The sequence below is a fragment of the Tenacibaculum xiamenense genome (assembly GCF_964513065.1).
Classification (GTDB): Bacteria; Bacteroidota; Bacteroidia; order Flavobacteriales; family Flavobacteriaceae; genus Polaribacter; species Polaribacter xiamenense.
In genome coordinates, this window is record NZ_CAZEQU010000016.1 from 211,014 (window position 1) to 232,560 (window position 21,547).

At 32.3% G+C, this 21,547-nt stretch carries 23 protein-coding genes; 7 read left to right on the forward strand and 16 right to left on the reverse strand.

The window, feature by feature from the left end:
- Positions 1-41 precede the first annotated feature (41 nt).
- Positions 42-854, reverse strand: coding sequence for a hypothetical protein (locus ACKTTV_RS07635; RefSeq protein ID WP_408030235.1), 813 nt, complete (start codon positions 852-854; stop codon positions 42-44).
- A 172-nt stretch (positions 855-1,026) separates the two neighbouring features.
- On the opposite strand from ACKTTV_RS07635, the gene ACKTTV_RS07640 reads away from it, so the two are divergent.
- Entirely contained in the window at positions 1,027-1,410 is a 384-nt protein-coding gene (locus tag ACKTTV_RS07640; RefSeq protein WP_408030391.1) for a DUF423 domain-containing protein, read from the forward strand.
- On the opposite strand, the gene ACKTTV_RS07645 is transcribed toward ACKTTV_RS07640, so the two are convergent.
- From ACKTTV_RS07645 to ACKTTV_RS07685, 9 genes are all read right to left on the reverse strand, one after another.
- Positions 1,387-2,241, reverse strand: coding sequence for a hypothetical protein (locus ACKTTV_RS07645; protein WP_408030236.1), 855 nt, complete (start codon positions 2,239-2,241; stop codon positions 1,387-1,389). The genes ACKTTV_RS07640 and ACKTTV_RS07645 overlap by 24 nt on opposite strands.
- 1,126 nt (positions 2,242-3,367) lie before the next feature.
- Positions 3,368-3,754 carry a hypothetical protein gene (locus ACKTTV_RS07650; RefSeq protein ID WP_408030237.1) on the reverse strand — a complete coding sequence of 129 codons (387 nt, stop codon included), beginning with the start codon at positions 3,752-3,754 and terminating at the stop codon, positions 3,368-3,370.
- Between the two features lie 18 nt (positions 3,755-3,772).
- Positions 3,773-4,843 carry a hypothetical protein gene (locus tag ACKTTV_RS07655; RefSeq protein ID WP_408030238.1) on the reverse strand — a complete coding sequence of 357 codons (1,071 nt, stop codon included), beginning with the start codon at positions 4,841-4,843 and terminating at the stop codon, positions 3,773-3,775.
- Positions 4,844-5,023: 180 nt separating this feature from the next.
- Positions 5,024-7,135 (reverse strand): zinc-dependent metalloprotease, encoded by a 2,112-nt coding sequence (locus ACKTTV_RS07660; RefSeq protein ID WP_408030239.1) that lies wholly within the window; start codon positions 7,133-7,135, stop codon positions 5,024-5,026.
- A 484-nt stretch (positions 7,136-7,619) separates the two neighbouring features.
- Positions 7,620-8,414, reverse strand: coding sequence for a TPM domain-containing protein (locus ACKTTV_RS07665; RefSeq protein WP_408030240.1), 795 nt, complete (start codon positions 8,412-8,414; stop codon positions 7,620-7,622).
- Between the two features lie 5 nt (positions 8,415-8,419).
- Positions 8,420-8,857 carry a TPM domain-containing protein gene (locus ACKTTV_RS07670; RefSeq protein WP_408030241.1) on the reverse strand — a complete coding sequence of 146 codons (438 nt, stop codon included), beginning with the start codon at positions 8,855-8,857 and terminating at the stop codon, positions 8,420-8,422.
- Between the two features lie 5 nt (positions 8,858-8,862).
- Positions 8,863-9,447 carry a LemA family protein gene (locus tag ACKTTV_RS07675; protein ID WP_408030242.1) on the reverse strand — a complete coding sequence of 195 codons (585 nt, stop codon included), beginning with the start codon at positions 9,445-9,447 and terminating at the stop codon, positions 8,863-8,865.
- Positions 9,448-9,466: 19 nt separating this feature from the next.
- A complete protein-coding gene (locus tag ACKTTV_RS07680; RefSeq protein WP_408030243.1) occupies positions 9,467-9,796 on the reverse strand; it encodes a MerR family transcriptional regulator in 330 nt (109 codons plus the stop codon).
- 9 nt (positions 9,797-9,805) lie between these two features.
- Positions 9,806-10,774: a M23 family metallopeptidase gene (locus tag ACKTTV_RS07685; RefSeq protein ID WP_408030244.1), complete on the reverse strand. Its 969-nt coding sequence runs from the start codon at positions 10,772-10,774 to the stop codon at positions 9,806-9,808.
- A gap of 154 nt (positions 10,775-10,928) precedes the next feature.
- Between ACKTTV_RS07685 and alaS the strand changes: the two genes are divergently transcribed.
- From alaS to ACKTTV_RS07705, 4 genes are all read left to right on the forward strand, one after another.
- Complete coding sequence (alaS, locus tag ACKTTV_RS07690) at positions 10,929-13,541, forward strand: alanine--tRNA ligase (RefSeq protein ID WP_408030245.1); 2,613 nt, start codon at positions 10,929-10,931, stop codon at positions 13,539-13,541.
- Between the two features lie 102 nt (positions 13,542-13,643).
- Positions 13,644-14,615, forward strand: coding sequence for a GSCFA domain-containing protein (locus ACKTTV_RS07695; RefSeq protein WP_408030246.1), 972 nt, complete (start codon positions 13,644-13,646; stop codon positions 14,613-14,615).
- 199 nt (positions 14,616-14,814) lie between these two features.
- Positions 14,815-15,030 carry a hypothetical protein gene (locus ACKTTV_RS07700; protein WP_408030247.1) on the forward strand — a complete coding sequence of 72 codons (216 nt, stop codon included), beginning with the start codon at positions 14,815-14,817 and terminating at the stop codon, positions 15,028-15,030.
- A 32-nt stretch (positions 15,031-15,062) separates the two neighbouring features.
- Positions 15,063-15,272: a hypothetical protein gene (locus tag ACKTTV_RS07705; protein ID WP_408030248.1), complete on the forward strand. Its 210-nt coding sequence runs from the start codon at positions 15,063-15,065 to the stop codon at positions 15,270-15,272.
- Positions 15,273-15,340: 68 nt separating this feature from the next.
- On the opposite strand, the gene ACKTTV_RS07710 is transcribed toward ACKTTV_RS07705, so the two are convergent.
- Both ACKTTV_RS07710 and ACKTTV_RS07715 read right to left on the reverse strand, forming a co-directional pair.
- Positions 15,341-15,616, reverse strand: a complete 276-nt coding sequence (locus ACKTTV_RS07710; RefSeq protein ID WP_408030249.1) for a rhodanese-like domain-containing protein — start codon at positions 15,614-15,616, stop codon at positions 15,341-15,343.
- A 34-nt stretch (positions 15,617-15,650) separates the two neighbouring features.
- Complete coding sequence (locus tag ACKTTV_RS07715) at positions 15,651-17,408, reverse strand: aromatic amino acid hydroxylase (RefSeq protein ID WP_408030250.1); 1,758 nt, start codon at positions 17,406-17,408, stop codon at positions 15,651-15,653.
- Positions 17,409-17,520: 112 nt separating this feature from the next.
- On the opposite strand from ACKTTV_RS07715, the gene ACKTTV_RS07720 reads away from it, so the two are divergent.
- The gene (locus ACKTTV_RS07720; RefSeq protein WP_408030251.1) at positions 17,521-18,300 is read left to right on the forward strand and encodes a M48 family metalloprotease; all 780 of its coding nucleotides are present in this window, start codon (positions 17,521-17,523) and stop codon (positions 18,298-18,300) included.
- Between the two features lie 39 nt (positions 18,301-18,339).
- Here the strand turns inward: ACKTTV_RS07720 and ACKTTV_RS07725 are convergent, their stop codons facing one another.
- The 4 genes from ACKTTV_RS07725 to ACKTTV_RS07740 form a co-directional block, all read right to left on the reverse strand.
- Positions 18,340-18,723 (reverse strand): thiol-disulfide oxidoreductase DCC family protein, encoded by a 384-nt coding sequence (locus ACKTTV_RS07725; RefSeq protein ID WP_408030252.1) that lies wholly within the window; start codon positions 18,721-18,723, stop codon positions 18,340-18,342.
- A 21-nt stretch (positions 18,724-18,744) separates the two neighbouring features.
- Positions 18,745-19,695: a hypothetical protein gene (locus tag ACKTTV_RS07730; protein ID WP_408030253.1), complete on the reverse strand. Its 951-nt coding sequence runs from the start codon at positions 19,693-19,695 to the stop codon at positions 18,745-18,747.
- Between the two features lie 45 nt (positions 19,696-19,740).
- On the reverse strand, positions 19,741-20,370 hold the full coding sequence (locus tag ACKTTV_RS07735) for a hypothetical protein (protein ID WP_408030254.1): 630 nt from the start codon (positions 20,368-20,370) through the stop codon (positions 19,741-19,743).
- A 67-nt stretch (positions 20,371-20,437) separates the two neighbouring features.
- The gene (locus tag ACKTTV_RS07740) at positions 20,438-20,752 is read right to left on the reverse strand and encodes a hypothetical protein (protein WP_408030255.1); all 315 of its coding nucleotides are present in this window, start codon (positions 20,750-20,752) and stop codon (positions 20,438-20,440) included.
- Between the two features lie 489 nt (positions 20,753-21,241).
- On the opposite strand from ACKTTV_RS07740, the gene ACKTTV_RS07745 reads away from it, so the two are divergent.
- Positions 21,242-21,490: a hypothetical protein gene (locus tag ACKTTV_RS07745; protein ID WP_408030256.1), complete on the forward strand. Its 249-nt coding sequence runs from the start codon at positions 21,242-21,244 to the stop codon at positions 21,488-21,490.
- Positions 21,491-21,547: the final 57 nt, after the last annotated feature.

Genomic DNA, 21,547 nt, shown 5'->3' on the forward strand with positions numbered 1-21,547 from the left:
AAATAAAAAAAGCTCTATGTTACATAGAGCTTTTTTTTATTCTATTCTATTACCTTTTTTGTAATCTCAAGATAATCATTAAAACCGTTCGAAACCAAAAACTCTTCCCAACCTGGTATTTCAGTTCCCTTTAACAAATCAAATTCTTTTTTGTGAATTTGAAGTAGTTGTTCTGTTGGTTCTTCATGCCAAGCTTCCTCATCTTCATCATATACGTACTTCAGTAAGCCTAAATGTTCTTCTAGCTCGCTCAACAAATAGTGACGCATATTTCTACCATAAACAATGGTATTTAATCCTTGTATTGACAAAATTGGATTCTCAGAAGAAATTGGTTGGCTAATTGCGAATCTATGAGAATTCAAAGGCACAAGTTTTGGAAGTTCCTCAAACCACTTAAAAAAGGCAACCTCTTTTTCAGTATCAGAAATTGGTTTCTCTCCCCAAGAATCTAGCCATATAGTGTCATTTAAAACACCTTTTAGCAAGATGTTACTTGGCCATTTTAAATACTTTTCTATTTTTTCTTGATCGGTATTCCAATTGAAAAATAAAGATTTTTCAATTTGCTTCTCATTACCTTTTGAATCATACTCAGAAACAATTTGTTTCTTATCTATTGTATGTAAGATTTTCAAAAACAACTTATGAGAATCAGTAAATCTTATATTATAAGTTTCTTCGGTCCTTTCAATTTCTTCGTCGGTCATTCCGACCCATTTTGCGCCTTTAAGCCAGTCATCGCATACTATGTGAGAGGCTTCATCTTTTTGATTTCCAGTCCAAAAAGATTCTGTCCTTTCCTTTACCCAAAATAAAAATTCCGAGTAATTTTCAGGTATTATTGAATACATGTAAAAAAAGAGGTTCTTGTTTTCTATTGTAAAATTACATTTAATTATCTGTTAACCAAAGTTAAATTGTTGCAAATTCTACTTTTAATATTCTGTATAAAATTATATTAAAAAGTAATGTGTAAAAATTTAGAATAACACATTAAGTTTTCGTTTTTTTGTTAAAAAAATGATGAATCATATTATTTTATTATTTGGTGCCATTTTTGGAATGCTGGCTGTTATTTTCGGGGCTTTTGGTGCTCACGCTTTAAAGAAAAGATTAAATTCAGATCAATTAAAATCTTTTGAAACAGGAGTAAAATATCAAATGTACCACGCCATCGTACTCCTTGTTATTGGTTTTAATCTTACCAACCTTAGCCCATTTATTCTTATAAGTTTCGTCCTCGGAATTTTCCTTTTTTCTTTTAGCATATATGGATTAGTATTATCCGATTCTATAGAGAAAAAACTAAAATTTCTTGGTCCTATAACACCCCTTGGAGGCTTATTTTTAATAATTGGATGGGCTTTACTATTGTACGAATTTTTAGTTCAGGCTAAATTCATATAAATTCCCTCCGCTTCCATGAGATCTCTCATCGACAATATATAAAGTATTATTGTCATCAAAAGTCATGCCTTCCTTTTGAGATGTATGCCCTAAATTATATTTCGTAAGTTTTCCTTCAAAAAAATTATCTCCTTCAAAATTACTAAATACAAAAACGGTGTTATGGTTTAATAAAGCTACCTTGGATTTGTCTGGAGAAATATCAGCTGCTGTTATCCAACAGCTCAAATCGTCATCACAAGTATTAAATTTACCTATAAGAATCGCCGTATGTTCTCCTGGAGTTGCTCTTACCTTATATAAAGTTGTTTCTCCATATCGATTCTTTACCCTACTTTTTGTAAAAATGTACAAATAACCATTATTATAGAAAATCGATTCCGCATCAAAAAATCTGTCCTTCTTTTTAGGGGGAAACTTCTCCTGATCTGGGTATGAAAATGCTATTTCTTCAGCTTCTATTTCCTCTTCTTTATTTAACTTGTATTGTGCTATTTTATAAATAACCAAATTCTTCCTCTTATTATCATTATTACCAAAATCAGCTATATATAAATTCCCTTCATCATCAGAAGTAATGTCTTCCCAGTCTTTATTTTTCTGCTTTAATCTAATTTCCCCAACCTTCTTGCCAAAAAAGTCTATTGCAAAAACTTTGGATTTATTTCCACTATCGTTATGCATCCATAAAATATCCGATTTGTTAGATTTTTCAACACCTGACACTTCCTCTAAATTACTCGGTAACTTAGCTATCAATTTTAGTTTGCCATAATTCGTGCATCCAAGATAAAATGGAATAATAAGTAAAATTAAAGTATACTTCTTCATTACATAATGATTAAAACATCAAAACATAAAATTATATAAAATTATTGTGCATAAGAAAAGAAAAAGACAGTGTTTATAAAGTTCTCAGGGGGCAACGTAAAACATTTACTGTGTTATACTAATAGTCCATATTTTACATCAAGAAACACCATATAAGAAGATTCTATTTAATCATTCTTAACAAGACAAGTGTCTATTTTTCTTGTTGTCGCCCCCTCTAAAAGTTGACTACAGCCTGCTATATGGAAGAATATAGCAGGAGTAGCCTTTGACAATTAAAATTTCCCCTAAATAATTGTACAGGGTAAATATAACTATTTGATTACAAATTCTTTTACGGATAACCGTAATCCATTCTTTTTTTTTTAACAATTATTTTTTTTTCAAGCGAAGAATTCCCCGTATCTTGCGCCTGCTATGGGAATGTATTGGTTAGCTTTGTTAATAAGTTAATTTGGTAAAAAAATTGTTTGACTAGCTATTTGCTAAGTTCGAATTTTTTCAAACTGCATTTTTAAAGAAAAAGTAACTTTCAATATAATTATAGAAATAACTATATATTAAATTGAAATAGATAGGTTATGGATTTTATAAATAAGAAATAGAGTTGGAAACTTCGTCCAACTTCGAAAATATAATTAGTACTCTACAAAGAGTAGTTTTTATGTAAGTTTGGTTAGTAACCCGTAATTTTTATTACGGGTTTTTTTATTCATAATTCAAGATATCGATAATAAATATTTTTTTGCATTTTTTACAATTTTCAGAAAAAAATGAAAACGTTTTAGCAAAACGAAGCCACAACTCGAAAATTGTGGCTTCTTAAGTAGTATTGGTGTATACTACGCTTGGTTATTGGGTATAGTAGGTTGAGTAAAGTAATTTTTTAATCGTAGCTAATGTAATAAAGTAATTTCTTTTTACAATAAAAAATATCCTAAACGACATACTTTTAACTATAAACGCCTCTTTTTTTTGCAATAAATGCAAAATAAACTATATAAAGCTATGACATTTTAACCTTTTATACATATCTCTATTCTTGAGATAATAATCATTAACTGAATCATAATTCTCATCTATTTTCAAAGAAGAAACTTTTCATCAATACTCTTCCTATTGATTATTATGGTGTGTAATTATTTAAAAATTTCACACTCCCTAATTTCACATGTTTCAGGTATCCTCCCCCAGCATCTAATGGATAACCATAGGCTCCGCCACATGTATATTGCTTCCCTACGTAATGCTTTATAACAGCTGGCTGCCCGAGGTAAACAATTCTCCAGATTTCTCCGTTATAATGTTTCGCATAAATCTTATCGTTGTAAACATAGTTTAGCTTTGAGAAAAAGTTAAAACCAAGATTATTAGAATCTTCCAACAAAAAACCTTCTTTTATCAATTCAAACCGTTGATTTGCCGTTAAGTTATACCCACATCCTGTACCATTAACATCAGCTCCTTCAGATTGTTCTATAGGAATATTATTCCCACGCTCATTAATACTCATATTTAAAAACTTTTATTGTTACTTATTTGTGTTCCCATTTAGAATATAGTTTATTACCAATGGATTTTTTTGATAGTTTAAGTGAGCTTTAACGGGGTTTACAATTCTAGGTTTCCCAAAAGGCCATGAGTAGCCTTTGTCAGCAACACTCACAAAAACGTTGTTAACGTTATACATCGATGTATAAAAAACATTTTCAGGCACTGGGTATGACAATAAATCATTAGGATCGGAAATAGCCACTAACTGAGGTTTCTCACCCCGCGTTCCGCTTGTATCAGACATAAATTCAAATAGAGGCTTGTATATGTTTTGAGTTATTTTACCCTGTAACGCCTTACTTTTTCTATTGAAAGCAAACCCTTCTTTATCTATATTTTCGAGTGGTTTTAGATCTCCCATATACAATAAGGGTAGTTGATTTGACAACATAAAAATTGAAGCTATCGATTCTTTCCATTTAGCAGCCCAACGTTCACCATTACTGACACTTTCATTAATAGTTTCAATAAACATTTTCGAGCCTAAACTTTCGGTAATTGCGACAATAGATGTTTCTTCTTTATTTGACAACATACTTTGAAGAGTACTCCTCATTTCTTTACGTATAATATCTCTATAATTACCCTGATACATAATCACATCTGAAACAGATTGATTCATCATAGATGATTTGAATTGTCCCATGGTTTCTAATCGGTCGGAAACGATATCTATAAAATGTAATATAAACTTGGCTCCAGTTGCTGGGTACCATCCATGAATTGTAAATGTTAACTGTTTATCCTGTTTGTTATACGTAATTACTCTACGTTTACTATATTTTAAGTGATATGTGGTATCTTTTGATAAGTGAAAATTTTCTTGTTTTGTAATTCCTTTTACCAAATCATCAGCAAAATCCAAGCTATTTATTCCCATACCATGGGTTACAAATACCTCTACTCTATTATTATCAGAAAGTAATTTCTTAATACCATAAAAGTTCTTTTCCGATCTGTTTACCTTCAACTTGTGTATCATACATCCCTGAAATAAACAAGAACAACTTATCAAAATAAACAACTGTAGTTTTATATTTTTAATCATGACTAGTCATTTTAGATTAATATTATTTTCAAAACTAGCCGATTAACGAAGGTCAGAATATCCCTAAGAGTAGGTATAATTTTATGTTAGATATATTGTAGTAAAAAAGAGGTTACCTAGGGCAACCTCTTAAATTTTATTCTAACACCTTTAAAAGAAAACTATGTATTTCTTAAAAAATTATTCGATAATAATTTTACGCGTTACTTTTCTATCGTCCAATACAAGTTCAATAAAGTAAACTCCTTTTGAATATTTACCGACATTGATTGGCTGCTTAACAGAGTTATCTGGAGTTTTCTTTAATTCAATTGTTTCTAACCTTCTTCCGTTGATATCTGTAACAACCATGTTAGATACATTTGATTTGATATTAGCTATCTCCACAGTAATTACATCTTTCGTTGGAACAGGGTATACTGAAAAACTAAACTCCTTCGGTATTTTTAATGAGCTAAACGACTCGAAACGACCTCCACAAGCTCCTCGATTTACCCATCCATCGTAGTAGGTTAACTCATATAAATAACCATTATACACTACAAAATCTCCTGGGTAATACGTAACATAAGGACTATAAGGAGCAACTCCTTCACAAGGATCTGCTGGCTGCGAACAAGGTCCTAAATTAACCCACCCATTATTATAAGTAAGTTCATACAAATAACCATTATAAACCACTCGATCTCCTGGATAATAATACACATTCGAATTATATTGAGGAACACCATCACAGGAACCGCCGCCTCCGTTACTACAGCTTCCTGAGCTACTATAAGTCGTAGTATCACAGCTTATGGTAAAGTTATCTTTGGTCTGCCCAGAAGTTGTTTTAACCGTCCATTGAGTTCCTACTGTGGTGTTTCTGGTTGTTGAATTTCCTGCACTTAAAGTTACTTGTACAGAATTAGACACAGAGTATTCTAACGTACAATCAGTATTATTAGTAAATGTTACTGAGACAGCGTCTCCAGGACCACAGTCGCCTCCACCTCCACCATCACAAGTTCCCAAACAGCTGGAATTGGCGATATAATTTCGAATTACATTTCTAGGTTGAGGACCAAACCCTAAGTTGAAATTAACTCCAACACTCGTATTTGGACAATAACTCATAATTGTACCACCTCCAGAAGGGTTTCCTGGAAGAGAACAACCTCCTTCTGTACGTCCAGCACAACCATCAATAGCCGTATTATTACCATTCCATACACAAGCGTGTGTATGTCTAGATCCAACATTGTGACCTAATTCATGCGAAATTAAAAACACGTCAAATGAGTACGTAGGTACGTTTTGAAAAGATCCTTGAATACCATCAACAGCATAATTTCTTGATGAATTACAAAGAGTTCCAATACCACCTGCTAATCCTCCTTGGTACGAGTAATTAACCATATGCCCTACATCTCCATTTAATCCATTTCTATTTCTATAACTAATATAACTATCTAAGTTATTGTTATTAAAAGGTTGATTTGAGGTCCAAGCTTTTGTTCCTGATAATTTAACAGAGATATCATCATTTGCATATAAAACCGAAACTTGATTAAATAAAGCCTCAATATAATTAGTAGCTGGACCAGCTCCTCCTTTGTTATTAACTACATCAGTACATATATCAATAAAAACTCTAACACATTTTCCTGCTGCTCTTGATACCTTTGTAGGATCTTTAGAAACCTCATCAAAGGTATATCCCTTAGCTATCTCCTCTTTCATCTTACAACTATATTCATATAAATAACTAAGCTCTTCATCTTTATATAAGATATGCTTTTTGCTACCTGATAAAGGTCCGATCACCAAATTACCATGGGCTCCGTCAATACTAATTAAACCAGAAACTTTCCCTTCATAAAAGCTAATGGCTACCAAGGATTTCGGGTTTCCCTTAACTATTCCTCGATAGTGAGCACTTTCACTGTTATCAAGAACTTTTTTAGAAGGCATATCTGTAGCGGAATGATCATCCGTCTTTATAGATACTTTTACTAAATCTAAAGATAATGGTGTTTTTTGACCAGGAATTGTCAAATTTAAGGTCTCTGGAAAGCTATTTTTCATTGCACGCATTTTCCCATGATTAACCTCTAGCAACGTATAATCTTTCAACCCTTTGGGCTCTTTAAAATTATTTTTGTTTTGAGTGATTGAAAATAGCTGAACACTTTGAAAAGTATTTCCTGAAGATTTTTTTTGAGCGACTAATTTACTCGGTTTATGCACATTTTGTGCTAAACTAATTGTCGTTAAAAAAGTAACGACAACTATTAACATAGTCCGTATCATAATTTTTGGGTTTTAGTTATCAAGGCTTAACTAAAAAAGTAAGTGTTCAGTTTGTGAATTGATTTAAAAAGTAGGTATTAGAATATAGTTAATCACAATCTCACGAAACGTTCCCCTAATTTATTTTCGTAAGCCTTAATCTATTTTAGATTGCAAAAATAACAAAAAAAACAAACGTAAACAATTGATTTTTAGCAAATAACGCAAAAACAAAAATCAAACACTTATTACTTAGGTCCATTTTTTGGCCAATTATTATGTTTAAACTGGGCGTTTTATATTGGTACTAACGACTTTATTTCAAAACCTAAAATTATAAATTAAAGGCGAGTATTTTACCACTTCTTTTAGTGTATTGCAGTTGACTTTAGGTTGAACCCAGTTGATTAGAAATTGTGTTTTTCTTTAGTAAGTTGAAATGACTTATTCCAAGCACCGCTTACTTTTTCGCAAATGGTAATTGATTTTTTAGCAGTATTTTCTTTTACCATCCTCCAGTAGCGCCGCCGCCGCCAAAGCCGCCGCCGCCGAAACCACCACCGAAGCCGCCGCCGCCAGAAGAAGAACCTCCACCGAAGCCACCACCGCCAAAGCCGCCGCGTCCAGAGTTACTAAGAATTATGGTATCAAAAACACTTCCTCCTGAATCACGGTACCTTCTACCTCCTCCTCTATTATTTTTATTACCATTTGAAGTGATGATAAAAAAGATAATCAGAATAATGAAAAAGATAATCCAACCTGAATCAAATATAGGACCTGAATCTTGGCGAGTTCCTTTATATTCTCCTTGAAGTACTCTAAAAATAGCCTCTACCCCTTTATTTAAACCTGCGTAGTAATTTCCTTGTTTAAAATAAGGTAATATATCATATTCTATGATTTGTCTTGAAGTATAATCTGTCAATAAATGCTCTACCCCATAACCTGTTCTAATGGTAATTTTCCTATCATTCTTTGCTAATAAGATAAACACACCATTATCTTCTTTTTCCTGACCTATTCCCCATTCATGCGCCCAGTTTGTGGCCAAATAACCAATATCTTCACCTTCTGTTGAATTAATTGTAGCAATCACAATTTGAGTAGATGTTGTATCTGAATACTTTATCAGCTTTTCTTCAAGTGACGTCTTTTCATGCGGTGTTAGCAACTTAATATAATCGTACACACTTGTCTGAAACTTTGGTTTCTTTGGAATTTCAAAACCTTGAGAAAAGACATCAAAAACACTAAAAAGTGAATATAAAAGAATTAAAATAGGAATAGTCTTTTTCAATTTTTTTAAGCTTTAGATATTTCATTTGACAATTCGTCCTCATCATCAATTTGTCTAGGAAAGTGAGCTTTTAGCTCTTCTCCTGCTTTCAAAACACCATTGATGATTCCTTGTTTAAAATTGCCTTGTTGGAACTTTTCTTGCATTACCTCTTTTGTTGCATCCCAGAAGTTCTCAGGAACAACTTTATTAATTCCTTCATCTCCATATACAACAAATGTTCGATCCTCTACGGCAACATAAAACAGGACTCCATTCTGCTCTCGTGTTTTATACATCTCTAAAGTTTGAAAGACTTCCTGAACTCTTAAATAATGAGGCAACTTTGACGTTGCCTCAATATGTACCCTGATTTCTCCAGAGGTATTTTGTTCTGCTTGCCTAATGGCCTGAACTATTTCTTGTTCTTCTTTTGCTGAAAGAAAATCTTCAACTTTTGACATGCACCTTAAAATTTAAAGTCAACATTCGGTGCTTTTTCAGCTCCAGGATCAGATTTATATCTCGGCATTTGATCAAAACCAAAAATACCAGCTAACAATACTCCTGGGAACTTATCTATTTTCGTATCATATTTATTCACCTCATCATTATACCTGTCTCTCGCAACATTAATACGATTTTCAGTTCCTTCCAATTGACTTTGTAATTCTAAAAAGTTTTGGTTTGCCTTTAACTCTGGATAACGTTCTACCGAAACTAATAACTTAGACAAAGCACCAGTCAAACCTTGTTGTGCTTGTTGAAACTGCGCTATTTTATCAGGAGTAATATCTCCAGCATTAATTGTTGTCTGAGTTGCTTTTGCTCTAGCATTAATCACTTCTGTTAAGGTCGATTTTTCAAAATCTGCAGCCCCTTGAACCGTTTTCACCAAGTTTCCTATTAAATCATTTCTTCTTTGATAAGAACTTTCCACTTTTGACCAAGCTGTTTCTGCATTATTTCTTAAACCTACTATTGAGTTGTAACCTGATATAGACCACAAAATGATAATTCCTCCAACAACAATAGGTAGCAACCATTTTTTCATGATATTTGATTTTTTGTGTTTACAATTGATTTTTTATTTTGATCAGCTCCGCTTTCACAGCTTCTAATCTACTAATAATTTCGTGATTGCTTACTACTTTCTCTGGGTTTTTCCTTAGTTTTTGCTTTGCTCCATCTAAGGTAAAACCTCTTTCTTTAACTAAATTAAATATCAATTTAAAATTTTCGATATCATCTTTAGTAAACAATCTATTTCCTTTTGCATTCTTTTTGGGCTTGATTACATCAAACTCTTTCTCCCAAAAACGAATTAGAGAAGTATTGACGCCAAAGGCTTCAGCTACTTCTCCAATTTTATAATATCTTTTGTCAGGTAAATCTACATGCATTTTTATTGGTTAATCATACGATTGTCCTTTTTGTTGAGAGGCTTTTTGCATGGCTATAAACTCTTCAGGAGTTAAGTCTCCGTAATAGTAATATATCGGATTTACAGGTCGGTTGTTTTTATGCACCTCATAATGTAAGTGAGGAGCGGCTGAACGCCCAGTATTCCCAACATAGCCTATTAAATCACCTCTTTTCACTTTTCGACCTTTTTTCCCAACAATTTTACTCATGTGAGCATAAATTGTTTTGTAGCCATATCCGTGATCAATATACACAACATTTCCAAAAGTAGCACTTCTTTCTGCTCTAATTATTTTTCCATTTCCAGAAGCAAAAATTGGTGTTCCAGAAGGAGCAGTAAAATCCATTCCGTTATGCATACGCCAAGACTTTAATATAGGGTGCAAACGCATTCCATATCCAGAAGCCATACGAGTTAAATCTTCATTTTTAACGGGTTGAATCGCTGGAATTGATGCTAACATCTTTTCTTTTTCTTTTGCCAATGCAACAATATCATCCAAAGATTTCGATTGCACAACCATCTGTTTCGACAAAACATCAAGTTGCTTTGTGGCATTCTTAATCATATTGCTATTTTCAAAACCATCTAGGTGTTTATATCTATTTACCCCTCCAAAACCTGCTTTTCTCTGTTCATCGGCTATTGGAGTTGCTTCAAAATAAGTTCTATAAATATTATTATCTCTTTCTTGTAGTTCTGTTAAAACTTGAGAACTTTCTTCCATTCTTTTTGATAGAAGTTCGTAATGCAATTTTAAATTTTCAAGTTCTCTTTTTTGTGATCGTTCTTTCGGGGTAAGTAAAAACTGACTGAAGCCAATAAAGCCTAAAAAAGCTATTAAAAAAACTCCAGAGGTTACTAGGAAAGCTTGTTTATATTTTTCACTCGTTCTTTTCTCTATTTTCCTATAGGAAAGTGTGTCCGGATCATAATAATATTTTACTTTCGCCATAATGCTAAATATACTATTTTTGTGCTCTTTAAAGAGCAACATTTTTAAGGGGGTTATAAATTGGTAACCCACAAATTTACAAAATGTTTTAAAACTTCATTTTTTTAGGAGTTTTTTAGACAAAAATTAACAATTTTAAGATATGGGTAGTGGTATGAAATCACAAGAAATAAGAACTAAATTCTTAGATTTTTTTAAGTCAAAACAACATGACATAGTTCCTTCGGCGCCAATGGTATTGAAAAATGATCCTACACTGATGTTTACAAACTCAGGTATGGCTCCGTTTAAAGAATTCTTTTTAGGCAACGCCACCCCAAAAAACAATAGAATTTCTGACTCTCAAAAATGTTTACGTGTTTCAGGTAAGCACAACGATTTGGAAGAAGTTGGTTACGATACGTATCACCATACCATGTTTGAAATGCTTGGTAACTGGAGTTTTGGTGATTACTTTAAAAAAGAAGCCATTGCTTGGGCATGGGAACTTCTGACTGAAGTTTATAAAATTGATAAGAACATTTTATATGTTACCGTTTTTGAAGGGGATGAAAAAGACGGTACTAAAATGGATCAAGAAGCCTATGATTTCTGGAAAGCTATTATTCCGGAGGATCGTATTTTAATGGGTAATAAAAAAGATAATTTCTGGGAAATGGGAGAGCAAGGCCCTTGTGGTCCATGTTCGGAAATCCATGTTGATATTAGATCTGAGGAAGAAAAAGCCAAAGTTGATGGAAAATCATTAGTTAACGAAGATCACCCTCAAGTTGTTGAAATTTGGAACCTAGTATTTATGCAATATAATCGTAAAGCTGATGGTTCCTTAGAAGAGCTTCCTTCAAAACATATTGATACAGGAATGGGATTTGAGCGTTTATGTATGGTATTGCAAAATGTTCAATCGAATTACGATACTGATGTTTTTACTCCTTTAATTAGAGAAATAGAAACGATTACCGGAGTAACTTATGGTAAAGATGAAAAAGTTGATGTTGCTATTCGTGTAATTGCAGATCATGTTAGAGCAGTTTCTTTTGCAATTGCTGATGGACAATTACCGAGTAATAATGGAGCTGGATATGTTATCAGAAGAATTTTAAGAAGAGCAATTCGTTATGGATTCACTTTCTTAAATAAAAAAGAAGCTTTCATTTATAAATTGGTAGAAACGCTATCTCATCAAATGGGAGATGCTTTTCCTGAAATTAAAAAGCAAAGTACTTTAGTTCACAATGTAATTAAGGAAGAAGAGCAATCTTTCTTGAGAACTTTGGATCAAGGATTATTGTTATTAGATAGAGTTATTGAAACTACTGAAGGTAAAACCGTATCAGGTAAGAAAGCATTCGAATTATACGATACTTTTGGTTTCCCTTCAGACTTAACAGAATTGATTGCTCGAGAAAAAGGTTTTGATGTAGATGTTGAAAGCTTTAATGCAGAATTAAAGAAGCAAAAAGATCGTTCAAGAGCTGCTTCAGCTAGTGAAACTGGAGATTGGATTGTATTAAGAGAAGATGATGTTGAGGAATTTGTTGGTTATGACACCTTAACTTCGAACGTAAAGATTACTCGCTATAGAAAGGTTACCACTAAAAAAGATGGCGATCAATACCAATTAGTATTCAACTTAACGCCATTCTATCCTGAAGGAGGAGGACAAGTTGGAGACAAAGGTGCATTAGAAGCTAGTAATGGTGATGTTATTTATATTACGGATACTAAAAAAGAAAATAATGTAATTATTCATTTTACTAAACACCTTCCAAAAGATTTAAACGAGACTTTTAAGGCAGTAGTAAACGATGAGTTTAGAAGATTATCTGCAAGTAATCACTCGGCTACGCATTTACTACACCAAGCGTTACGAGCTGTTTTAGGAGATCATGTTGAACAAAAAGGATCCTTGGTAAACCATAAATACCTACGCTTTGATTTCTCTCACTTTTCTAAAGTAGATAAAGATCAATTGCAAGAAATTGAGGAGTTTGTGAATGCTCGTATCCGTGAAAACCTTTCTTTAGAAGAAAAAAGAGGTATTCCAATGGAGCAAGCATTAGAAGAAGGAGCTATTGCCTTATTTGGTGAAAAATATGGTGACAGCGTTCGTACCATTCGTTTCGGAAAGTCAATGGAACTATGTGGTGGAACTCATGTGCAACAAACTGGTGACATTTGGTATTTCAAAATTAAATCCGAAGGAGCCGTTGCTGCAGGAATTAGAAGGATTGAAGCCATTACAAACGTTGCGGTTGGAGATTATTTTGAAGATGTAGAACGTACCTATAACGATATAAAACAACAATTAAAAAACCCTAAGGACATTGTAAAATCAATTAGTTCTTTACAGGATGAAAACACCAACCTTAAAAAGCAAATTGAGCAGCTTTTAAAAGATAAAGCGAAAAATTTAAAAGGTGATATTAAAAATCAATTGAAAGAGGTAAATGGAGTTCAATTCTTAGCGACTCAGGTTGATTTAGACCCTAACGGAATTAAAACCTTATCTTTTGAATTGGGAGGAGAAATGAACAATTTATTCTTGCTGTTTGCTACAGCTCCATCAAAAGAAAAAGCTATGTTAACTTGCTATATTTCTAAAGATTTAGCTAACGATCGTGGTTATGACGCTGGTAAAGTTGTAAGAGAGTTAGGAAAACTAATTCACGGTGGTGGAGGTGGTCAAAACTTCTTTGCTACAGCAGGAGGTAAAAACCCAGGAGGAATTCCTAAAGCATTGGAAAAAGCAGTTGAATATCTGTAAAAAGAGATTCAAATTAGATATACAAAAAAGGTTCAAAGAATTATTTCTTTGAACCTTTTTTATATTTACATTTTTCTTGTTCATTATTACACGTTATTAAATATGATTCTACAAACACAAATACCTCTAAAACAACAACAGTACAATCCTATCACTTATCAATCAAAGTTGTTATTGTTAGGTTCGTGTTTCTCTGAAAATATAGGAGATAAACTTTCTTATTTTAAATTTCAAACGGTTCAAAATCCTTTTGGTATTTTATTTCAACCCAAGGCTATCGAACGACTTGTACTTAATTCAATAAATGAAAAGAAATACGAAGAAGATGAGCTGTTTTTTCATAATGAACAATGGCACTCTTTTGATAGTCATTCTAAATTGAGCTCTCCGTCAAAAGAGACACTTCTTGAGAATTTAAACCAATCTGTTTCCTTAACCCACAATACCTTAAAAAATGCTTCTCATATTATTATTACTCTCGGAACAGCGTGGGTATATCGATTCATTGAGATAGATCAAATCGTAGCAAATTGTCATAAGATTCCTCAAAAAAAATTCTTGAAAGAAATTTTATCTATAAACGATATTACCAAAAGTTTAGATGCACTTGTTTCTTTAATAAGATCGGTAAAATATGATGCTTCGATTATTTTTACTGTATCGCCTGTTAGACACTTAAAAGATGGTTTTGTGGAAAATCAACGAAGTAAATCGCATTTAACTGCGGCAATTCATGAAGTCGTTGACGAAAGAAAGAACATCCATTATTTCCCTTCTTATGAAATTATGATGGATGAACTCAGAGATTACCGCTTTTATAAAGAAGACATGATTCATCCTAATACAGTTGCCGTCAATTATATATGGGAACGCTTTAAAAATGCTTGGATTTCTGAAGACATCAAGACCATTATGAATACTGTTGAAAATATTCAAAGAGGATTGTCCCACAGACCATTTAATCCTAATTCTGAAGAACATAAAGCCTTTTTAAAGAAGTTAGAACAAAAAATAAAAGCGCTTCAGGGAAAACTACCTCATGTTTCTTTTAATAAAGAATCGAAAGCTCATTAACTTTATTCATCTAAAAGAATATTGACACTAACTAGATTATGTCAATAGACAGAGTTCTGGCGGAACTGCTATATAAGTTATAAATCAATCCACTTAAAAACGCAAAACTCTTCTAGAAAAATGTTAAATAATTGACATTTCGACTCCCATTCATTATCTTCAACCAAATTATTTTTAATAAATCTAAATCTTAACTACTATGTTAAAAAAAGTTTTGAATGCAACGAAAGCTAGAAAGTTATCGAAGCAAGATCTGCAAAAAATTAATGGAGGACATGACTTTAATCCTGATCGAAACTGTAGGCGAGCTGGTGACTATTGCGTTGCTGTGCTTGTATTTGGCCCTCCAATCAATGAAACCATTGAACAGGAAGGTATTTGTTTACAGAACGGGTTATGCCAACCTATCTATTAAGAATTTTTATTTAACCAAACTACATTTAAACTATGCTAAAAAAAATTTTAAATCTAAATGATGTTCAGACATTAACCAAAAAAGAACAAAAAAATGTTAATGGTGGAAGCTCATACTCTACTCCATGTGAATATCATGGGCAAGAATGCACTGTTTTCTTCAATAATATTTTTGGAAAATACCAAGAACCAGGATTATGTAATTTCAATGGTGTCGGATTCGAGTGTATTCCTCAATTTTAAAAACTTCAAACAATAAAAAAGGTCGTCTAAAATAATTTTAGACGACCTTTTACTTCAAAAAAATATTTTTATAAATATTGATCTACATTTTGCCAAGGACCTCCATTAATAACATCAACACCGTGCCCATTTAAAAATTCAGTTGCCTGACCACTTCTTGCTCCACTTCTACAAACTGCAATTACTGGCTTATTCCATGATTTAATTTCTTCAACATTATTAGGAATGGTATCTAAAACGATGTGTTTGGCACCATCAGAATGACCTTCATTCCACTCTGGTATTGTTCTTACATCCAAAACAACTGCTCCTTTTTCTAAATATTCTTTAATTTCGTTACTCATATTTTTCTTTCTAAATAAATTAAATAATCTCATTTTAGGCTCGTTGGAAATTTTCAAGCAAATTTAAGCCGTTTTCAATTAATGTTTGGTAGCTTTTGTTACTTTTCAGTATTTCAAGATAAGCTGCCAATTCTATCTTTATTGTATAATCATTTTCTAAAGCCAGTTCCAATAACTCCAGTGGTAAAAGCCAATCGTTTTTAAATTCCGATTTTAACCTATTAAAAATTGTTTCAATTTTACTTTCTGAAACAGTCTCATTTTCTCTTATCTCCCTAACCCTTGCATACAAAGCATATAATTCCTTATCTGAATCAGAGTATTCAATCTTATGAGTTTTTGTTTCTGAGACTTGTCCTAAATCTCCAAATGAGTTAACATCTGCAGGTCCAGCAAAAGCCGATACTACCTCTACACCTACAGCCATATCATAGATTCCCCAATCTGGATGAAACAATACGGTATCACCGTGTGTTACTTTACAATTTTTAAAAGATATCAGTAATATTTTACCTCTCAAATCTCTTGTTCCAGTAATTACTTCACCTTCAACTCTAATATTACCTTCAAACTCAAGAGTTACTTTTTCACCTTCATAAATACCATAAGCCTCTAAATCTCTTGGGCTCATATTTTCTATTGGAATATTAATTCCTTTTAATTTCCCTACTGGACTACCAAAACCTTCAGCATGATAGTTAATTCCATGACCAATTAGCTCCTTATCTCTATTTGACAAAGCCGTTGGTCCGGTAGTTTGTATATATATTGGACGGTTTTTATCGTCCGAAATTACATTGCTAAACGTTCCCGAAATTTGAATTCCTGTACTTAGTTCAATTGTTCCTAAATTTCCGGAATCAATTAGTTTTTCAACTCCTTTTAATCCTCCACTACGAATTCCCATTTTATTAGCAAACTCCTCCAATACTAAACTTAAGTGAGCAAAATCAGGTGTTACAAATAACTGAGGTTGTGGCTTGGTAATATCAAAGCTTACATCAGCTGCTTCTATAGTATATGGAAGCTTTTTTACTTGATCTTGCATACACCACTTACTCTCTCCTATTGAAGACAGTAATCCTGCTCCATAAATCTTAGGTTCTTCTACTGTTCCAATTAACCCATACTCTACAGTCCACCAATGTAGATTACGAATTTTAGCCATTTCCGAAAGCTCTCCCAAGTTATTTTGCAACCACTCTACTTTCTCTTGAGCTTCGTTAATTTCCTTTGTTGTAGAATTCGGGTTTTCTTTTAAAATAGATAGTAATCGAATTGCTTCGTACATTTCATAATCCTTGGCAGATGAAATCGCCTTGGCTCCAATTTCTCCAAACCTTCTCAAGTATTCTGCATATTCAGGGTTGGCAATAATTGGTGCGTGTCCAGCTGCTTCATGAATAATATCGGGCGCTGGCGTATATTCAATATGATCTATAGTTCTCATATCGGAAGCAATTACTAAAACGTTGTAGGCTTGAAACTCCATAAAAGCATTTGGAGGTATAAAACCATCAACAGAAACTGCTGCCCAGCCAATCTCTTTTAATATTCGATTCATTCCAGCCATTCTAGGAATACTTTCTACTGAAATTCCTGTTTTATCCAACCCATTTAAATACGAATTATGTGCCACTCTACTTAAATAATCCACATTCATTCTCATCACATAACGCCATACTGACTGATTCTGTGCTGTATATTCATCATAAGGTTGCTGAACAATAAATTTATGTAAATGTTTGGGTAATTTTTCTGTTACCTCATTCAATTCAAAGTGAGTACTCATATATAGCTATTTAAACTTCGTAAAGTTAAGTTTTTTATATTTCACAAAAAATTGATATTCGTTAAAAAACTATATTTCGTATCTTTAAATACTGACAAAAAATCAAAACAAAATGAGACGAGGTGGATTTAAAGTTCGCTTACTAATAGGCTTAGTTATAGTTGCCTTTGCCTATTTGCGAAAGTGCAGTCAACAAACAGAAAACCCATATACTGGAAAAACCCAATCGATAAGTTTAACTCCAAAGCAAGAAATTGCCATTGGACTTCAACAGGCTCCATCAATGGCGCAACAACATGGTGGTTTATTTCCCGATAATCGATACCAAGAAATTGTTGACAAAATTGGTCAAAGGTTGGTTAATAACTCTATAGCGAAAAGGTCAGGATATCAATACGACTTTCATTTATTAAGAGACGATAGAGCTATTAATGCTTTTGCGCTACCAGGAGGGCAAATTTTTATCACTTATGCGTTATTTTCAAAATTAACAGATCAATCTGGACGATTGAATGAAGATATGCTTGCTGGTGTGCTAGGGCATGAAATTGGACATGTCTTAGGAAAACATTCAAATGAACGAATAACAGAAGCCAATTTCTGGAAACTACTTACCATGGGAGCTTCTGTTGGTGCTGATTTAGGATCTCTTGCTAACAGTATTGGCCAACAAACACTTTTAAAAAATGGTAGAGGCGATGAGTTAGAAAGTGATGAGTTAGGAGTTCGCTTAATGTTAGAAGCTGGTTATAATCCGAATTATTTAATTAATGTAATGGAAATATTAAAAGCGGCGGCAGGACCTAATAGAGTTCCAGAATTCCAAAGTACCCACCCGGATCCTGAAAATAGAATTGAAAAGATTCAAGAGGCGATAAGAAAGTATAAATAAAACTTTAAAAAAACCAGAACTAGTATTGTTCTGGTTTTTTTAATTGATAAATTTTTCATTCAATTCTTTCGAAGGCATCATACAACTTTTCCGTTTCCCGAATAAAGTATATCGATTTGAAGCTACAAGCTTATAAAAAAAATCTCTTATTGGAACTGGTACAAATAGAAGTATTCTCACCCATTTATAGCCTTTCAACTCTTTAAATATTCTTAAGACAGCTGTTGACTTAACATATTCTTTTTCATCATCGATTAGCACAATAGTTGACAACTCATTAACAAAACGATTTTTTGTCTTTTCGTTAGCGTATTTAGATTGCAATGATGCGAATTTGAATTTATTTTCTATATCTCTTTTTATTATATAAGTAATTGTAGTGTTACACAAATTACACACTCCATCGAATAAGACAACTTTCATAAGACCTATTTTTATAAACCATTATTCGGTCGGTATCACAGGTGTTTCTTTTTTAGAATTAAACAACTTTTGCACCCACTTTTTCTCTTTAAGTACTTTTATTTTTGAAAGCCAAAATTCATTGCTAATGAACATTCCCTGAACAACAATAAATAAAATTTGAAAATCATATAACATCATTATAATTGCAATACCTAGATGTAAAGAAATAGCTGAAAATATAAAGATCAGCTTGGTTTCCTTAAACCAAACTAGCACTGGATAAAACAACTCGACAATAATTGTTCCGTAGGTTGTTAAAGTGACTATAAAACCATTTTTTGACATCCATTGATTAATTGTATTTGTACCACCAAATCGTTCGGAAGAAAACGTATAGTAAGTAGCCACCCCATTAAACCATACATCTGTATGAATTTTATGCATTGCAGAAACAAAATATATCAAACACAAATGAATACATATAGAATATCCTGCCAAATTCGACAAAAAAGTATTTAACTTGTTTATTTCCGAAGATTTAAAACGTTGTTTACTAATGGAGAAATATTCATAAGAATTCATAAAAACAAGATAAAGCAGAATAAACTTCAAATAGTTATCGCCTCCATTTAGAATAACAGATGTAAGTGATTGAGAAGCATCTAAAAAGAAAAACAGTAAAAGAGCTACAAAGTTTTTTCCTACCCCAAAGAATAGGAATACAATTAACAGCAAATATATAATATTAAAAACACCTATATTATCAGATATTAATTGATTTGATATCCCTAAAAGCCCAAGCCAAGGAGCTTCTCTTTGCATTAAATGATCTCCTCCTTTAAACAAGGCTACATGAAATTGACTGTTTAGTATAATATCTTTCGCTAGATAAAAACACACGAAAATTCTTAATACGCTCGAATAAAACGAAAAATTATGATTATCAGATAACCTTCCTATTAGGTTATCTATTCTTTTTTTTAAAGTCATGAAAAAAATATTTTGAAAAATAAAGTGTAGTTTGAACTATGAGCCCTAAATATCAAAAGGTTTACTCCTATAAACTAAAGACTCCTCAACATGAACACTATCCTTGTTACGATCAACAAACTTAGGAATTGGGATATTCGTTATCATAAAAGAAACCAAGTAATCTTCTTTGTTTACCTTATTTTTTCTAGCAACTTCCTGAACATAATTCTTCAAGACTTTGTAATAAGAAGTTACTTCCAAACCACGGTTTATAATACTATCCTTTTCATGAACCTCTAGCCTTTTTTTCTTTTCTAAATACTCTACCCTTTCCTTTAACTCTACTATTTGATTATTAATGGATATACACGAATTTGAAAGTATATAATCTAAAATATCAGCTTTATTGTTAAATGGAGCTCGTGCCACCTTTTCTTCTATGATTGATTGCATTAATTCAAAAGATTTAACTTTTGTGCTGTCCTTTTTATTTAAAACTAAACAATATAACTTTTCATTGAATTGAGGTGGGGGAGCAAAAAAACCCCATTTCTGATAAAAAAACTTACTAAAAACATCCCCTTCCTGAAAAAACTGAATTTTTATATAATTATCAGGTGCATTGAAAAAAAAAGTTATTAACCAATAAGAAGAAAACACCAGTAGTAAGAAGTAGTAATATATTTTTTTCATACAAGATTGATAAAATTACTTGATTAAAGCGATAAAGAGAGGTGTTAAAACACCTCCCTTAAAACTTTTAGTCTAGCATCGCTAGTCTTTCATCTATAAGTTCTTTTTTAATTTCTTCATTCATGGCAATATATGCATTGTCTTCCTTATGATAAGGAATTTCACCTTGCCACTGGTAATAGCGATAAGCAGCCATTCCCATTCTAAAAGTTAACATTAAGAAAGGAGTTCCTGCCTTTTCAGCAACCTCCATGTTCGTAGTTTGAACATTTAATTCTTTTACTTGTCCTGTGGTAATTTGCTCTGAGTTAAGGTGTATAGAACCAACCATCAGAGCACCAATCATGCATACGATTAATGCGTTTTTTGAAAAAAAATTCATAAATAGTTAATTTAATTAAAGTTTTCACTCGCTATTTACGTAAACGAATAAGACGTCTCCCGAAATTAATTCTAGAGAAAATTATTTTAACCGGTTTAAAATAATTATGTTAAAAATATAAATCAAAAGCTAATTTCAATCTCCAAAAACGTTAAAAACTCATCAGTAAAAACCATGATTTACAGCACCCTAGATCCCCTTACACAAATCAGGGTTTATAGGTGTCTCTATTAATAACAAGTCAATATTTTGGGGATTAAGTAGCACATCTGTAATATGTAGAAAAAATGTATTAGTAAAGAAAAGAAAACCAATTAAAAAGGAAAACAAACGAAATTTCATCTTAAAAACGGTATTCTTTGTTACTTTCTTTATTCTAGCCATTTACTTTATCGGCTTCTACAAAAATTAAGACTCGGTAAAATTTATTTAATGTAACAATATTTCAACCTAAGCGACTAATAAGTATTAACTCTAAAATTAAACGCTATGGGAGGAGCAGCTTCAATGATTGCTACATTAAAGAATAATAAAAGAAAACGTAAAGTTGTTTTTGAAAAACTCGAAAAATATCTCAATAACAAACACAAACCTTTACACTTTACAAAAAAAGCTACAAGAAAGCAGTTATTAAGGATTCGTGAGAAAATGCGTAGAGAAAATAGAATTCAAAATGCGCTCGCTTTTATTGTTATTTCAATGGTAAGTGTTGCAATGCTATACTTGTATTTCTTTTAAAAAAAATCGATGCTAAAAAAACTTCTAGCATCGATAAATAATTACAATATATAATGA

What these genes read in the sequence shown, in the direction of transcription:
- ACKTTV_RS07635 (WP_408030235.1), bottom strand. Translation starts at nt 854, where the DNA reads ATGTATTCAATAATACCTGAAAATTACTCGGAATTTTTATTTTGGGTA.
- ACKTTV_RS07640 (WP_408030391.1), top strand. Translation starts at nt 1,027, where the DNA reads ATGAATCATATTATTTTATTATTTGGTGCCATTTTTGGAATGCTGGCT.
- ACKTTV_RS07645 (WP_408030236.1), bottom strand. Translation starts at nt 2,241, where the DNA reads ATGAAGAAGTATACTTTAATTTTACTTATTATTCCATTTTATCTTGGA.
- ACKTTV_RS07650 (WP_408030237.1), bottom strand. Translation starts at nt 3,754, where the DNA reads ATGAGTATTAATGAGCGTGGGAATAATATTCCTATAGAACAATCTGAA.
- ACKTTV_RS07655 (WP_408030238.1), bottom strand. Translation starts at nt 4,843, where the DNA reads ATGATTAAAAATATAAAACTACAGTTGTTTATTTTGATAAGTTGTTCT.
- ACKTTV_RS07660 (WP_408030239.1), bottom strand. Translation starts at nt 7,135, where the DNA reads ATGATACGGACTATGTTAATAGTTGTCGTTACTTTTTTAACGACAATT.
- ACKTTV_RS07670 (WP_408030241.1), bottom strand. Translation starts at nt 8,857, where the DNA reads ATGTCAAAAGTTGAAGATTTTCTTTCAGCAAAAGAAGAACAAGAAATA.
- ACKTTV_RS07675 (WP_408030242.1), bottom strand. Translation starts at nt 9,447, where the DNA reads ATGAAAAAATGGTTGCTACCTATTGTTGTTGGAGGAATTATCATTTTG.
- ACKTTV_RS07680 (WP_408030243.1), bottom strand. Translation starts at nt 9,796, where the DNA reads ATGCATGTAGATTTACCTGACAAAAGATATTATAAAATTGGAGAAGTA.
- ACKTTV_RS07685 (WP_408030244.1), bottom strand. Translation starts at nt 10,774, where the DNA reads ATGGCGAAAGTAAAATATTATTATGATCCGGACACACTTTCCTATAGG.
- alaS (WP_408030245.1), top strand. Translation starts at nt 10,929, where the DNA reads ATGAAATCACAAGAAATAAGAACTAAATTCTTAGATTTTTTTAAGTCA.
- ACKTTV_RS07695 (WP_408030246.1), top strand. Translation starts at nt 13,644, where the DNA reads ATGATTCTACAAACACAAATACCTCTAAAACAACAACAGTACAATCCT.
- ACKTTV_RS07700 (WP_408030247.1), top strand. Translation starts at nt 14,815, where the DNA reads ATGTTAAAAAAAGTTTTGAATGCAACGAAAGCTAGAAAGTTATCGAAG.
- ACKTTV_RS07705 (WP_408030248.1), top strand. Translation starts at nt 15,063, where the DNA reads ATGCTAAAAAAAATTTTAAATCTAAATGATGTTCAGACATTAACCAAA.
- ACKTTV_RS07710 (WP_408030249.1), bottom strand. Translation starts at nt 15,616, where the DNA reads ATGAGTAACGAAATTAAAGAATATTTAGAAAAAGGAGCAGTTGTTTTG.
- ACKTTV_RS07715 (WP_408030250.1), bottom strand. Translation starts at nt 17,408, where the DNA reads ATGAGTACTCACTTTGAATTGAATGAGGTAACAGAAAAATTACCCAAA.
- ACKTTV_RS07720 (WP_408030251.1), top strand. Translation starts at nt 17,521, where the DNA reads ATGAGACGAGGTGGATTTAAAGTTCGCTTACTAATAGGCTTAGTTATA.
- ACKTTV_RS07725 (WP_408030252.1), bottom strand. Translation starts at nt 18,723, where the DNA reads ATGAAAGTTGTCTTATTCGATGGAGTGTGTAATTTGTGTAACACTACA.
- ACKTTV_RS07730 (WP_408030253.1), bottom strand. Translation starts at nt 19,695, where the DNA reads ATGACTTTAAAAAAAAGAATAGATAACCTAATAGGAAGGTTATCTGAT.
- ACKTTV_RS07735 (WP_408030254.1), bottom strand. Translation starts at nt 20,370, where the DNA reads ATGAAAAAAATATATTACTACTTCTTACTACTGGTGTTTTCTTCTTAT.
- ACKTTV_RS07740 (WP_408030255.1), bottom strand. Translation starts at nt 20,752, where the DNA reads ATGAATTTTTTTTCAAAAAACGCATTAATCGTATGCATGATTGGTGCT.
- ACKTTV_RS07745 (WP_408030256.1), top strand. Translation starts at nt 21,242, where the DNA reads ATGGGAGGAGCAGCTTCAATGATTGCTACATTAAAGAATAATAAAAGA.